Origin of the sequence: Microlunatus speluncae (genome assembly GCF_009299835.1) — a bacterium.
GTDB lineage: Bacteria > Actinomycetota > Actinomycetes > Propionibacteriales > Propionibacteriaceae > Microlunatus > Microlunatus speluncae.
On the sequence record NZ_VKCZ01000003.1, the window covers coordinates 553,976 to 568,135 of the forward strand.

Consider the following 14,160-nt stretch of genomic DNA (forward strand, 5'->3'; position numbering starts at 1 on the left):
GACGAGTGCTCGTGGCTCTCACCCCTTTGTTCATGGGGATCTTCGCCGCCGGCGCTCTGGACCAGGATCTCGGCCGGATGCTGCTCGCGGCGGCCGCACTGGTCGGATCGACCGCTGTCGCGGAGGCGTTCCAGGCGATCGCAGTCACCGCCCAGATCAAGCAACAAGAACTCGTCGGGCACACCCTGGACGCCCAGATCGCTGACCTGACCGCGCGGGTCCCCACCCTGGACCACCTGGGATCCGCTCGGTATCTCGACCGGCTGCAGATCCTGCGTGACAACGAAGGTGTGCTCGGCACCTCCTTCGGTCTGCTGGTGCACACGATCAACACGCTGGCCTACGCCGTCGCCGTGCTCCTGGTCGCGGTCACCGCCGACTGGCGACTGTTGATCTTGGTCGCCATCGGCGCCGTCCGGCTACTGACCGCGCGCTGGTCCGTCCGGTGGGAGAAGGAGGCCGAGGAAGCCGGCGCCGCGCCGAGCCGGCTGTCGCGGCACCTCCTGGATCTCACCACGTCGCCGACCGCCGGTGCCGAGACCCGCGTCTTCGGGCAGCAGCAGCAATTACGCAATCGCCTCAGCGCCGCGGTCGCCGGCTGGCGAGAGCCGCTCGTCCGATCCGGTGATCGCAACGCCCTCCTCAACGCCGCGAACACGATCAGCTTCTTCGCCGTTGCCGTCGTGCTCCTGGCCTGGATGGCGCAAGACGCCTTCGCCGGAACGGTTTCCATCCCGATGCTTGTCGTCGCTGTCGGCGTCATGCTCACCCTCCAGAACGTGAGCTCCACCTTCGTCACCGCGACCCGCAACTTCAGCCGGGTCGGTCGGAACGGCGCCCGCTTCATCTGGCTCCGCGACTATGCGGCGCAAGTCGAAGCCGCCCATCCGGGTCGGACTCGGCCGCCGGATCGACTCGATCGCGGGATCCGGATCGAGGACGTCAGCTACCGCTACGGCGAGTCGAACAACAACGCCCTGATCAAGATCAATCTGGAGCTCCCGGCCGGCGCGGTCGTTGCCCTCGTCGGAGAGAACGGCGCCGGAAAGTCCACCCTGATCAAGCTGCTGGCCGGCCTCCATCGGTCCAGCAGCGGCCGGATCCTGGTGGACCACCACGACCTGGCCGCCCTGGACCTCACCGCCTGGCGATCCAAGCTCTCGGGCGCGTTCCAGGACCATGCCAACTTCGAGCTCAAGGCACAACAGTCAGTCGGCAGCGGAGATCTTTCGATCATGGACCATGAAGATCACGTGCGTCGCGCCCTCCGCGCCGCCGCCGCCGAAGACGTCATCGCCGCTCTGCCGGCCGGCCTCGCCACCCAGCTCGGCACGAGCTGGCTCGACGGCGTCGACCTGTCCGGCGGTCAATGGCAACGGATCGCGATCGCGCGAGGCATGATGCGCCCGGCCCCGCTGGTGCTGATCCTCGACGAGCCCACCTCGGCCCTCGACGCCGCCACCGAACACGCCCTCTTCGAGCGTTATGCCGCCGCGGCCCACGCCGGCCGCAACGAGGGACGCATCACGCTGCTGATCACCCACCGCTTCTCCACCGTGGCCGCCGCCGACCTCGTCGTCGTACTCGACCAGGGTCGGATCATCGAAACCGGAACGCACGCCGAACTGATCGCCGATCAAGGGCACTACGCCGAGCTCTACGAGCTGCAGGCGCGCGGGTACCGGTAGCGCTCGGTCAGCGGCGCACCGGAAAGCGCAGGTGGAGCACCCGGTTGCCCTGAACCACGGCCTCGGGGTCCTCCAACAGGTGTTGGGCGTTGACCGACCCGAAGTAGCGCTTGCCGGACCCGAACACGACGGGTACGACATCCATGCGCACCTCGTCGACCAGGCCCGCGGCAAGCACCTGGCCACCGACGTCGCCGGCGGCGACCTCGACGATGCGGTCGCCCGCAAGCTCCTGTGCCTTGGTCACAGCCGCCGCGACGCCGTCGACGAAGTGAAACGGCGCTTCGGGATGCCAGCCTTCGGGCCGGCCCCGATGGGTCACGACGACGACGTGGTCGATCCCGGCCGGAGGCTTCCCGTCCCAGCCATCCGTCAGGTCGAAGACGTGGCGACCGGCGATCGTCGCCCCGATCTGGTCCCAGTACGACCGGGTGTAGTCGTGCGACGTCTGCGACACCTTCACGACGCCGCTCTCGTCCAGCGGCACGTCACCGCTGAGCAACCACTCGAAGAGCGGTCCGGGCTGGTCGTTCTCGTCGGCGATGAAGCCGTCGACCGAGACCGACGCGTACATGACCACCTTGCCCATCGGGCTCTCCTCTGCATTCGGGGTGCCCACAAATTAGCGTCCCGGGAGCCGTCGATCTTGTAAGAAATCAATCGGCCGGCAGGGCCCAGCCGTCCAGCGCGTGGCCGGGGTGATCGCGCAGGAACTGCCGCCGGACTTCGAGGTACCGGGTCGGGGTGAGCCCGGTGAAGGCTTGGAACTCGTGGCCGAAGTGGGCCTGGTCGAAGTAGCCCGCGCCGGCGGCGAGCGCGCCCCAGTCGATCGGTTCGGCGGGGTTGATCGTCAACACGGTGTAGGCGAAGCGGTGAGTGCGGGCCAGCCGCTTCGGCGTGACGCCGATCAGCTCCTTGAACCGCTTCGCCAGGTGAGTGGCGCTGACCCCGGCGGCCACGCTCAAGTCGCCGACCGGCACCGCCCCGCCGGTCGCTGCGATGACGCCGCTCGTGTACCGGACCAACCCAAGGCCCGCGGTCTCGCTCAGCCGTCGCGTCAGCTCTTCTTCGAGCAGCGTCAGCAGCTCGGGTGGCCGGTCCGCCGCGGCCAGCCGGTCCTGCAGCTCGGCCATGGCGCTCCGACCCCAGACCTGCTCCACCGTCACCGGCCGGTCACGCAGCTCGGCCGCGGGCATCGGCAGGAACGGCGCCAGCCCCCACGGCTTGAAGTGCACGCCGACGGACCGGGTCCGGGATGGGTAGCCGAAGTCCCACGCGCAGGTCGGCATGGTGACCACACAGCCGTCGGCGTACTCGCCCGTCTCGGTGTCGCTGCCACCGCGGATGTGGAACGGCGCCCCGAGGTTGACGATGAGCAGTGCCGACGGCGCCGGCGGCAGCGTCAGCCGGGCGTACGGCGCCGTCCCCTCCAGGTAATAGAGGTCGTCGATCAGGCCGTCCAGCGGCGGTCGCGGCACTCTGGACACGTACCTCACCCGCCAAGTATCGCCGAAGGCTCCCGGCTCAGTTCGCTTGCAGGACAGAAGGAACGGCCGTGGTTCTGTCCCGCGCTTCCCACTTGCGCACACGACAAGATGATCAAGAAAGTGACGGGTGAGGGACCTTCAGGAGTGGAGTCGCCTAGGAGAGTCGAACTCCTGACCTATTCATTACGAGTGCGGGGCAGGTCGAGAGGTTGCCTCAGGCCTTGGCGGATTGGCGCACCGACAGCCAGTGACCTGCCTACGGTGTTGGTGGCTGGTGATGGCAGGCCGGGGCCTGTCGGGGCCCCGCGATCGCCCTCAATGCTCCAGCAACAAGAGGGATCGGTGACAAGTCGTAATCTTGCTGGAGCATTGAGGGTTACTCGACTCCGACCGGCGCCGCGCCGCGGAAAATCTGGGTGAACGCGGTATGCAAGTCCCGAAGTGCTTGCTTCGCCTCGCTTCGGAGCTTTATGTCATCTCGTTCAATGATCCTGTACGCAACCGGGATCTTTCCCGGGACCTTGAGTCCGGGTGACTGAGTTGCACCCCAGTCCACGACGGCTTTCGCTATCGGGCGACTGCTGGCCACTATGGACGGGATCTCCGGTGCACCGGGTGGAAGCATGCTGGCCACAACGCCGAGGTAGTAACCAGGGTCGAGAAGGTCTTCAGTAGCCATACCTTCAGGTAGGGAGTGGATACGCTCCTCGGAGACTCCCGCCTGCTTGAGGGCGCGGTGGTAGTCTTGTCCGGCCCCATCGCCATCTGTCAAATAGATCACCTTCGCTGCAACCTCTTCGACGTCCATATTGAAGGCGCGCGCATTAGCCAGACCTGGTGCAATCTGGTAGTCGAGCTCATTGAGTCCGGTGGCGCATCGGAGCAATGTCGGTAACAGAATCATATCGGCTGCACCTTCGGCCATGACTGCCCATCGACAAGCTGAGAAGGCCGCAGCGCCTGCGCCCATTGCAAACAGAAGTGGTCGGAACCCAGGAGCTTCATTGGCCCAGAAATGAGACTTAAGAGTACTGGAATTCTCGGACCTCTCGACTAGTCGTATGCCTGTCCCGAGATCTGCTGGAAGGCAGCCAGGTGAGTGGGTTGTGTAGAAGATCTGAGCGGCATTGACCTGCTTGAGTAACACGCCGACCAGGTCTGCCTGCGCGTCATAGTGAAGATGGGATTCGGCCTCGTCAATGAGAAGAATGGGGGGGACGTCAGTGTGTTTTGCTTCTAGGAACGCGGCTAGGGCTACGAATGCGCGCAATCCATCACTGCGCTCCTCAACTCTCGTGAACCGCTTGGTGTCGATTTCGTAGATGTGAACCGATAGGCCGGTCGCATCCAGACTGAGACGTACTGAAATGTTCGACTGGTTCCAAGATTGTCCAAAGAACTCATCGAGTTTTTCGTTCCCATTTCCTAGAATAGTCTGGACTTCTCCGCTGTCGGCTTGAGCGTACGCCCGCCATAACTGAGCGGGACTGATACCAGCGACATTCAATAGATTCTTGACAGCTGGGCGAATCGAGTGACGCTCGGGGGCTGTCGAAATGGGGGTGATAGTGGGAAGATCTCGATCGTCGTCTCGAAACAGTACGAATGTCGGGCAATGCTGGCGCAGGATTCGCTTGGCCTCCTCTCGCGGATGCTCACTAAGGCCGACCTGCATGGCATCCTGCAAGAGTGCAGCAGTCGCCTCGGGTCCAGGCTTTCCGGGAATCCTCTGATTGGAAATCCACTCCATTAGTCCCTTGCAGACGCCCTCATCCTCCTTGCTCCAATCTTTCTCTGGGTCCCTAGTTAGGTTGAGAATCCTTTCCAGCCAACTGCGAGGATTGTCTTCGTCGTCATCAAACTGCCCGCCGAGAACGGTTCGAAGTCGGTCCTGAATTGATACTAGTGCCTTTTCTGTCCTGAGGAATGGGACGGCATTCCTTCTTGGCTCCGGTTCCCGAAGGGTCGCATGAAGTGTGCCGTCAGCTTGCTTCCACAAGGCGTACCCGTTAGGCACGTCAGCTAGGCCGAGATTCTTCAGAAGAGCTCGTTCGCTGTCGTTCAGCTTGAATATGGCTCCAACAATCCAGCCCTCATCCTTGCGGTTCGATCTGGTCTTGTCCAAGTTGGCCAGCTCAGTTTCGCCGTCTCCGGTTAACCATTCGAGTCCGGTGAGCACGGTGGACTTTCCCGCTTCGTTCGGCCCCACGAATGCAAGTAGTGATTGATTCACGTCGCATTCCGCCCTTGCCAACCGCTTGTAGCCTTCAAACAGGATACGGGTGCACTTCATGCTGACCATTCTTTCGCTCTGAACGACCGCAGCGCCGGCCAATCGATGGGACGTGAGAACCCAATCTTGCCCGAAGTCGATCACCGAGGCGCCGGATTCCCGAAGATCGCGGCCCGCAGCCAGCTCCGCCACGTCCGCCAGCTCCGCCACGTCCGCCAGCTCCCGACACGTCCGCCAGCTCCGACACGTCCGCCACGTCCGATGCCGATGCTTGATCGCCCGCATCTGCTACGTCGATGCCACCGCCTCGATCGACCAACGCGCGCCGCAAAGTTCTACGGTGTGATCGCAGAAGTCGCGGTCTTACTTGGGTCGGCTCACGGCGCGGTCTCAGCCAGCGCGACGCGGCGATGGTGCCGACGCTCGTCCATCGCGGTTTCCAACGAACTGGGGCATCACGTTCAGGACCACGGATTTGTCATCTACTCGTCTCACCGATGCGGCGCGTGAGTGCCTGGCCCAGGCGGTAGAACTTTCGCGCTTGGCCTGTGACTCCCTCTGGCTCGGGCCCCGACTCGGGTATTGGCCAGAGCCCGGACTTCTCGATCATGACATCGAAGCTGTCGTCATAATCCGGTCTCGATGGGTCATCGCTTGTGTATCGCACAGTGATCTTTCCCGACTTGCCCAGCCCGACGATACTTGGACCCTCGGTGAAGTTGCCCTCGAGGCGCCAAACAGCGCGAATGCTGCAGCCAGGTGGCAGGGCGCGACTCGTTTCGAAGAGTTCCCGTACCGCCGTGCCCACGTCGTCGGGATTCTGTGACCAATGCTCGTAGTCCAGTGTTAGGTTCCGGGCGGCCGACCGGCCTGAGTTGGCGATGCGAACGTCCCAACAGCCAGCACCCTGCAGCCCCGGGACGACTTCAACGAAGACGTACGGCCTGGTCTGCTCGATACTGTCTAGCCGCGCCTGCTCATTCGCGGCCTGGGCCGCCACCGCCGATGCTTCTGCTGCCTCGCTTGCCTTCTTTGAGGCATCTAGTGTGTCCTTCGCAGTTCGCCAGGCACAGACGGCCAGGATCACCAGGACGGCCGTTAAGACCGCGGTTCCGAAGGTCGACCAGGCGGCCAGGATGTCGGTCCAGGTTGGTTCATTCACGGGTCGGATTGTCTCAGCCTCATCCCCGGCGTCGCTGGGGTTACACGGATTCTGATACGAGCGGCCCTGCTGACTGACAAGCGCTGCAGCGATCGGAATGGATGGCAAGCTCAGGTCGCCACGGTCAACGGCAATGGCATTTGATCAGATGGCTGACGCCCGGTGACATACGGCCCCTTCACCAGTGACGAGGCTGAGCGCGGCAGTCCCAGACTCGCAGGCAGAGACTACTTCCGGGCCGCGCTCGAGGGTATCGACGGGATCACGCCGGCGGACTGGACGCCACGAGAATTGCGCCATTCGTTCGTGTCGCTGCTGTCCGATGCGGGCGTGCCGATCGAGGACATCTCCCGCCTGGTCGGCCACGCCGGAACCAGCGTGACCGAGCTCGTCTACCGGCACCAGATCCGGCCGGTGGTGGAGACCGGGGCGGAGGTGATGGACACCCTTTTCTCGGGGGACGTGGATGCACAGTTAGATGCACAAGCCGAGTCGAACACCGACGGAGATGATCATGGGGACACGGCAGGTGCTGCGTAAGAGAACCGCGAAAACCCAGCAATACAAGGGAAAGCACCCCGGTTTCGGCCGGGGCGTTTGTCTGAGCCGCCTAGGAGAGTCGAACTCCTGACCTATTCATTACGAGTGAATCGCTCTGCCAACTGAGCTAAGGCGGCTTGTGCGTCCTGGCCCGCGGGCGGGCTCGGTGCACGGTTGGACACTATATCGAGGGGTGGCCCCGTCGGCGAAATCATTCTGGCTCGGGCGGCGGCACGCCAGGATCCGGGGGTACGGGGAGCGGGGTGACGTCGGTGAGCAGGGTGGACTGGTGGATCCGGGCGATGATGCGGTTGTTGAGCCGGGGCGCTTGCTCGGGGTCGATCCAGCGGGGTGGAATCCACTCGGGGAGGCCGTCGGCGTTGATGTGGACCTGCCAGCCTCGGTTGAGGAAGTTGTGGTGGTGATACGCGCACAGCAGCGTCAGGTTGCAGAGCTTGGTCGGGCCTCCTTCCTCCCAGGGCACGACGTGATGGCGCTCGCACCACTCCGGCGGGAAGTCGCAGCCCGGGAAGGAGCAGCCGCCGTCGCGGGCGATCAGCGCGATGGTCTGGTGCTTGTTCGCGATCCGGCGGGATCGGCCGAGGTCGAGCAGGATTCCGTGCTGGTTGAGCACGACCGGATAGATCTCGGCTTCGGTGGCCAGCTTCAGTAGTTCCGGCACGGTCAGCGACACTCCACCGCTGGTGGTGCCGTGGCGCGGCCGTCTCCGGCGGACCCGGCCGGGTGGTCCCGGATCGAAACGGGCACCCGCCGGGCACACCGGCTCCGGTGCGGCTTCGGTCTCCGGTTCAGTCCCGTCGGCACGCTCGGGCGCGGTCGTCGTGGCGACGGGATTCACGCCTCGGGTCCCGGCACCGGTGTGGGCGAGCAGGTCGTTCAGGTCGATCGTCACGATCACCGTCGCCGGCGTGCCACCCGAGTCGGGCAACCCACCGACGCGGAGCAGGCGCGAGCAGGCATCGTCGAGGGCATCGTGCAGGCGCTGGTCCCGGCTACGCTGGTCGGTCGTCGCGGTCCGATCCTTCGCCGTCCGGTCGCGCCGGGGCTTCGCGAGCGGCTCCAGGATCGCGGCGAGCTTGGCGCCCGTCGACGGGGTCAGCCGGAACTCGCCGACGACCGCCCCGGACGGGGTCTGATGCATCCGGAACGAGCGACGGTCCCAGTTTCGCTGCTCGTTCGGCTCGGGACCGTCGGGATCGTAGATGTCAAGTACGCGTTGGCAGACCTGCTTCAGCTCTCGCGGGCCCAGCTGCTCGGCCTGCTCGACCAGATCGCTCTCGACCCGCGCGACGTCGTCGGGGTGCACGTCGACGTTGTCGATCTTGGTCAGGGTGCGGCAGATCTGCTCGGTCTGCTCGGAGTTGATCATTCCGGCGGTCATGGCGTCGGCCACCCGGCCGCGCAGTCGGGGCAGTGGCAGCCCGGTCGGGGTGACCCGCTGACCGGCTGCCTCGGCGGCCCGGACCCGTCGGCCGGCCTCAGCGCTGCCGACCCGGCACACCTGCTCCAGCACCTGCCGCATCGATCGTTGGCAGGTCACCTCCGGCACGCCGCGATCACGGCAGGCGGCGATCAGCTCCGCGTCGAACGCCTGGGCCTGGTTGGCCAGGATCGTGAACTCCTCGAGCAGCTCCAGCAACCCGGACTCGTCGTGATGATCAAGCCCGCCGTCCTGTGCCGCAGTGATCAACTCGGCCATCGTCGCCCGCACCGCCACGAGCGCGTGCTTGACCGGCGAGTTGCCGACGAACAATCCCGAGTTCATGTCCCGATACTAATCGAACAGGTGTTCGAACACAAGTTGAAGAGTCCGACAAATGCCTTGTTCTGTGGGGATTTCGGCAGCACGCGATCGTCCTCCACGATGCGACACTAGACTGCGAAACCATGGACTGGCATCAGTGGCACCAGGGCTATCAGGGCGGCGGCCTGGCCGGCCGGCTGCCGCTCGTGCAGGACCAACTCCGCCAGGCCCTCACCGAAACCCGACCCGGCCCGATCATGATCATCAGCGTTTGTGCCGGCCAGGGCCACGACGTGATCGGCGTCTTCCAGGACGGGCCGCGCCAGGCCGACGTACGAGCCCGGCTGGTCGAGTGGGACCACCGCAACGTCGCCGAAGCGCAGCGCCGGGTCGATGCCGCCGGCCTCGGCAACATCGAGGTACGTCAGGGCGACGCCGGTCTCACCGACGCCTATGTCGACGCCGCCCCGGCCCAGATCGTGCTGCTGTGCGGCGTCTTCGGCAGCCTCACCGAACCCGACATCAACCGTACGGTCGGCATGCTGCCGCAACTGTGCGACGAGAACGCCCAGGTGATCTGGACCGCCCACCGGTCCAGCCCCGACCTCTATCGCCAAGCCTCGGCCGCGTTCGATCGGCACGGACTGACCCGGCGTCACACCGACCCGGACGATCGGTTCGGCGTCACCAGGCACCAGCTGGTCACGCAACCGACACCGCTGCAACCGGGGCGGCGGATGTTCGAGTTCGCCGATGAACAGACCTTGATCGACATCGGCCGGATCACCCTCAGCTAGCGGTGCAAGCGCGGATGCAGGGGATCCTCGTTGTCCACAAGGGCATCGGCGAGCTTCTCGACCTCGCTCCCGATCCGGTAGGCCTCCTCATCCGGCCGATAACGATCATCGAACCGCTTCCGCAGCGCCTCCGGTGACGGTTCGTCGGACCACAGGGCGTCCCGGACGACCATCCGTTCCCGCCGGGTGTCGATGCTGGTGTGCATCCAGATCCGGAAGTCCCACAGGTCCTCGAGCTCGGCATCGGTCAAGATCAACACGCCGTCGACCACGGCGATCCCGTTCTCCGGTACGGCCAGCCGCGGCCGGTCCAGCAGGCTGCGTCGGGTCCAACCGTCCCAGGAGCCGGTGCGCACCAGTCGATCACCACCCGGCCCGAGCGGCTCCAGCAGTTCCCGGCGCAGAGCGGGCCGGTCGTACATGCCGGCCACGCCGTCGGCGCTGCGCCGATCCGGCGGGATCTTGAAGAAGTCCGCGCAGGCCCGGACGGCCCAACGGCCCCGCCGGCGGAATTCGGCAGCCAGTTCGTCGGCCAGGGTCGACTTCCCGGCACCGGTGCCACCGTCCACCGCGATCTTGATCGGCTGATCATGATTCGTCGCGAGGACTTCATCGGCGAGCTCGGCGAGCAGGGCGGCCCGCTCCGGCGTCATCGGCGCGGCCGGCTCGGTCAGCGGCTCCAGCCGGCCCTCGGTGCGCAGCCCCATCGGCGTGATCCACCGGTCCGCCGGCAGTCGCCGGGCGGCGGCGACGGTGTCGTGGGCGACCCACTCCTCGGGCGTCTGTGGATCGGACAGCAACCGGCCCAGCCCGGCCGCGAGTTCCGCCCGCTCGGCCGCGGTCCAGCCGAGCCGGTCCAGTAAGGGATCAGGAGCAACGGCTTCCGGCAGACAGGAGCAGCAGGCCAGGGCCCACAGAAGATCATGACGGCATGCCTCATATCCGGTCTCCATCAGCGGCAGCAGGCCGACGATCCGTTCAAGATCATCTCGAGCCGCCCCGGCGGCCAGCACGAAGTCACGGTACGGGGCCGCGGAGTGCCGCTCGGTCAATAGGCTCACAGCAGGCCAACCTACCGGCCTCCGACACTCGACTCCTGCAGCAGCGCCGCCGGCTCGGGAGGTGCCGCCGGGCCCGCCGTCAGCTTCACCAGGACCGCAAAGGTGAGCACGACGGCAGCGGCGATCATCCAACCGGCGGTGAAGACGTCGGTCGCCTGGTGCAGCAACCCGAAGCTCAGCGAGAACGGCAGGAAGGCCATCCAGGACAGTGAGCTCACGCCGGACGCGACGCCGGCCCGGATCGTCGACGGTACGGCGTCGTGCAGCAGGCTGGTGACGTGAATGCTGATCACCATGATCACCAGCACCAGGGCGATCTGGGACAGGATGGCGATCAGCACGTTCCGGCTCATGATCAACCCGATCACCGACAGCACCGAGATGATCGCCGCGGCCGCGAGCACCAGCGGACGGTCCAGCCGCAGTCGGCCGGCCAGCAGCCCGCCGATGCCGATGCTGGCCATCAGCCCGGCCCAGGCCGGTCCGAAGATCATGGTCGCCGCCGAGAGCGCGACCAGCCACAGCGGCCCGAACTCGTACAAGGTGGTCAGCAGCACCGAGCTGAGCAAGGAGAGCAGCACGATCGGGCGCAGGGTGCCGGATCGGAGCAGGGTGGTCGCGGTCAGCCTCAGGTGCGCCCGCAGCGAGGTGCGCTGCTCCACCTGATGCTGGCGCGGCTCCTCGAAGCGCAGCAGCGCGATGATCGACAACGCCAGGATCGGCAGGGTCAGGAAGTACGTCATCCGGGTCGAGGTCAGCTCGGCGATCCAGCCGCCGGCCAGCCCACTGCCGACCAGCGCGACGCTCTCGATCAGCCGGATCCGGCCGATCTGGCGCTGGAATCCCTGACCGTCGCCGGTCACCTCCAGCACGGTGTCGTACACCATCGAATCGAGCGTGCCCGACGCCGTCGCGAAGTAGATGCCGAGCACCATGACGCTGAGGATGTACGTCGGCACGGTGCTGCTCAGCCCGGCGAGCAACACGCTGATCAGCGCGGCCACGGTGCCGATGATCAACATGCCGCGCCGGCTCCAGCGGTCGGCCAGCACCCCGGACGGGATCTCGATGATCGGCACCACCGCGGCATACGCGGCGACCATCAGGCCGATCGTCGCCGGCTGGAACCCGATCTCGTTCATGAACAACTTCTCGATCGGCACCCAGAGCCCGAAGCCGGTCAGGAAGACGGCAAGGTGCAACGGGGCCAACCGCCGGATCAGCGCGCTATTTCGACTCATGATTCCTAGTCCCCCGGGGCCGGGATTCGTTACAGTCCAAGCCATGTCCGATCCCGCGCCCGACGAGCAACTGGTCGTCGCCGCGCTGCGGGCCGGTGACGAGGAGGCGTTCGCCGGGCTGGTCCGGCGGCACCACGGATCGATGCTGCGTGTCGCCCTGCTCTACGTGGCCACCCGCGACTCGGCGGCCGAGGTGGTGCAGGAGACCTGGCTCGGCGTGCTGCGCGGGCTCGACCGGTTCGAGGGGCGCTCGTCACTGCGCACCTGGATCTTCCGGATCCTCACCAACACAGCGAAATCCCGCGGTCAGCGGGATCGCCGGACGGTGCCCTTCTCGTCCCTCGGTGACGAGGTGGACGCGACGGACGAGGAGTGGTTCCTGCCGGTCGATCATGCGGAGTGGCCGGGGCACTGGGCGGTGCTGCCGGAGCCGTGGCCCGAGGCCCGGTTGCTCGGCGCCGAGGTCCGGGAGCGGCTGGACCGGGCCATCGACACCCTGCCGGCGAGTCAGCGCGCCGTGATCACGTTGCGTGACGTGGAAGGCTGGGGATCGGCCGAGGTGTGTAACGTTCTGGAGCTCACCGAGACCAATCAACGGGTCCTGCTGCACCGTGCCCGGACCCGGGTGCGGAGTGAGCTGGCCGACTATCTGGGGGAGGAGGGGTCGTGACTAGAGAAGAGCTGACCTGCCGTGAGTTGGTCGCGATCGTGACCGACTACCTGGACGGCGCGCTGACGGCCGAGGACACCCGCCGGTTCGACGGGCATCTGACCGGTTGCGACGGTTGCACGACCTACCTGGACCAGTTCCGGCAGACGATCGGCCTGGCCGGCCGGCTCGAGCCGACCGACCTGGAGCCGCGGGTACAGGACGAGCTGCTGTCCGCGTTCCGGAGCTGGAAGACGCGGGGCTGATCCCGTGATCAGGTCGGGCGATGGTCCGGCGGCCGGCGCGGCACGCTGAAGCCGAGCAAGATCACCGCGACCGTCGCCAGCACGGCCAGCACCCCGAACATGGCCGGGTAGCCGCCGACCAGGATCGCCAGGGTGGTGCCGATCCACGGAGCCAGGGCCGACGCGAAGGTGACCGGCGCGGCCAGCACCCCGGAGATTCGGCCGTACGCCAGCGCACCCCACCGGTCCGGGACCGCCGTCGCCTGCAGCAGGGTGCCGATGCCGCGGGCCACGCCGGCGATCATGACGATCACGATCAACGCCCCGGTAGGTCCCGGCACCAGGGCCAGGACTGCGGTGGTGATCGCGACCAGACCGAAGATGATCAAGGTACGGGCCCGGACGCCGATCCGCCGGGCCAGGGCCGGATAGAACATCCGGCCGGCGACCTGCCCGACTCCGCCGAGGCCCAGCGTCCACGCGGCCAGTGCACTGCTCAGACCGCGCTCCGTCAGCAGCGCGACCAGGTTGATCAACACCGCGAACGTGGCGATCGACGCCAGGGTCAGTCCTGCGGTGAGGAACCAGAACTCGCGGCTCCGTTGCACGGTGGCGACGTGCCGGTCGAGATCGACCGCCGCGTGCGCCGCCGGGGCGATGTCCGCCGGCCACCGCCGGCGCAGCACGATCGCGTGCACCGGGATGGTGATCACCGCCAGCCCGATGGCCAGCACCGTCAGCACCCCGCGCCAGTCGAGCACGCTGTTCAGCGCGTCGGTGAGCGGCGCGAACACGGTGCTGGCCAGCCCGGCGACCAGGGTCACGGCGGTCAGGGCGCGCACCCGGCGGGATCCGTACCAGCGGGTCAGGGCGGCGAACGCGGCCTGATACAGGATTCCGGCCATCGCCACCCCGGCCAGCAGCCAGCCGACGGCGAAGATGATCAGGTTCGGCGACCAGGCGATCACCACGCAGGCCGCCGTCGCCAGCACCGACCCGATCGTCATGATCGCTCGCGGCCCGTGCCGATCAAGCAACCGACCGACCGGGATGCCGACGATCGCGGCCACCACCAGCGCCCCGGAGAACGCGGCCGTGGTCAGCGACGGCGACCAGCCGGTGTCGGCGCGGATCGACGGCGCCAGCACCGGGAACGCGTAGTAGAGCACACCCCAGCTGACGATCTCGGTAACGCAGAGACCGGTCAGCACCGCGCCGAGGCGTGGCTGCCTCGGTCCGTCACCCGCCTCCGGCCCGTCCATCCCCGCCATTGTCGCCACCGGCCGACCGGA

13 protein-coding genes and 1 tRNA gene are annotated in these 14,160 nt (G+C 66.5%); 5 read left to right on the forward strand and 9 right to left on the reverse strand.

Annotation, left to right across the window (positions count from 1 at the left end; genetic code table 11):
- Nucleotides 1–11 precede the first annotated feature (11 nt).
- Nucleotides 12–1,688: an ABC transporter ATP-binding protein gene (locus FNH24_RS06060; RefSeq protein WP_246186769.1), complete on the forward strand. Its 1,677-nt coding sequence runs from the start codon at nt 12–14 to the stop codon at nt 1,686–1,688.
- 7 nt (nt 1,689–1,695) lie between these two features.
- Here FNH24_RS06060 and FNH24_RS06065 read toward each other — a convergent pair whose 3' ends face one another.
- From FNH24_RS06065 to FNH24_RS06080, 4 genes are all read right to left on the reverse strand, one after another.
- Nucleotides 1,696–2,277, reverse strand: a complete 582-nt coding sequence (locus tag FNH24_RS06065) for a dihydrofolate reductase family protein (protein WP_152361223.1) — start codon at nt 2,275–2,277, stop codon at nt 1,696–1,698.
- Nucleotides 2,278–2,344: 67 nt separating this feature from the next.
- Entirely contained in the window at nt 2,345–3,184 is an 840-nt protein-coding gene (locus FNH24_RS06070) for a helix-turn-helix domain-containing protein (protein ID WP_246186770.1), read from the reverse strand.
- Nucleotides 3,185–3,551: 367 nt separating this feature from the next.
- On the reverse strand, nt 3,552–5,600 hold the full coding sequence (locus FNH24_RS06075) for an AAA family ATPase (RefSeq protein WP_161606020.1): 2,049 nt from the start codon (nt 5,598–5,600) through the stop codon (nt 3,552–3,554).
- A gap of 286 nt (nt 5,601–5,886) precedes the next feature.
- Complete coding sequence (locus FNH24_RS06080) at nt 5,887–6,570, reverse strand: hypothetical protein (RefSeq protein WP_217428057.1); 684 nt, start codon at nt 6,568–6,570, stop codon at nt 5,887–5,889.
- A gap of 162 nt (nt 6,571–6,732) precedes the next feature.
- Between FNH24_RS06080 and FNH24_RS06085 the strand changes: the two genes are divergently transcribed.
- Nucleotides 6,733–7,110, forward strand: coding sequence for a tyrosine-type recombinase/integrase (locus FNH24_RS06085; RefSeq protein ID WP_152361224.1), 378 nt, complete (start codon nt 6,733–6,735; stop codon nt 7,108–7,110).
- A 64-nt stretch (nt 7,111–7,174) separates the two neighbouring features.
- Here FNH24_RS06085 and FNH24_RS06090 read toward each other — a convergent pair.
- Together FNH24_RS06090 and FNH24_RS06095 are read right to left on the reverse strand one after the other, a co-directional pair.
- Nucleotides 7,175–7,247 (reverse strand) — tRNA-Thr (locus tag FNH24_RS06090).
- A gap of 74 nt (nt 7,248–7,321) precedes the next feature.
- The gene (locus tag FNH24_RS06095) at nt 7,322–8,896 is read right to left on the reverse strand and encodes an HNH endonuclease signature motif containing protein (protein WP_152361225.1); all 1,575 of its coding nucleotides are present in this window, start codon (nt 8,894–8,896) and stop codon (nt 7,322–7,324) included.
- Nucleotides 8,897–9,018: 122 nt separating this feature from the next.
- Between FNH24_RS06095 and FNH24_RS06100 the strand changes: the two genes are divergently transcribed.
- Entirely contained in the window at nt 9,019–9,672 is a 654-nt protein-coding gene (locus FNH24_RS06100; protein WP_152361226.1) for a class I SAM-dependent methyltransferase family protein, read from the forward strand.
- On the opposite strand, the gene FNH24_RS06105 is transcribed toward FNH24_RS06100, so the two are convergent.
- The gene (locus FNH24_RS06105) at nt 9,669–10,733 is read right to left on the reverse strand and encodes a nucleoside/nucleotide kinase family protein (RefSeq protein ID WP_152361227.1); all 1,065 of its coding nucleotides are present in this window, start codon (nt 10,731–10,733) and stop codon (nt 9,669–9,671) included. The two genes, FNH24_RS06100 and FNH24_RS06105, sit on opposite strands and share 4 nt — an antisense overlap.
- Nucleotides 10,734–10,744: 11 nt before the next feature.
- Nucleotides 10,745–11,974, reverse strand: a complete 1,230-nt coding sequence (locus FNH24_RS06110; RefSeq protein ID WP_152361228.1) for an MFS transporter — start codon at nt 11,972–11,974, stop codon at nt 10,745–10,747.
- Between the two features lie 43 nt (nt 11,975–12,017).
- Between FNH24_RS06110 and FNH24_RS06115 the strand changes: the two genes are divergently transcribed.
- Both FNH24_RS06115 and FNH24_RS06120 read left to right on the forward strand, forming a co-directional pair.
- A complete protein-coding gene (locus FNH24_RS06115; protein WP_152361229.1) occupies nt 12,018–12,644 on the forward strand; it encodes an RNA polymerase sigma factor in 627 nt (208 codons plus the stop codon).
- Nucleotides 12,641–12,889, forward strand: coding sequence for an anti-sigma factor family protein (locus tag FNH24_RS06120; protein WP_152361230.1), 249 nt, complete (start codon nt 12,641–12,643; stop codon nt 12,887–12,889). The genes FNH24_RS06115 and FNH24_RS06120 overlap by 4 nt, the downstream gene beginning before the upstream one ends.
- 8 nt (nt 12,890–12,897) lie before the next feature.
- Here the strand turns inward: FNH24_RS06120 and FNH24_RS06125 are convergent, their stop codons facing one another.
- Nucleotides 12,898–14,130 (reverse strand): MFS transporter, encoded by a 1,233-nt coding sequence (locus FNH24_RS06125; protein WP_152361231.1) that lies wholly within the window; start codon nt 14,128–14,130, stop codon nt 12,898–12,900.
- Nucleotides 14,131–14,160: the final 30 nt, after the last annotated feature.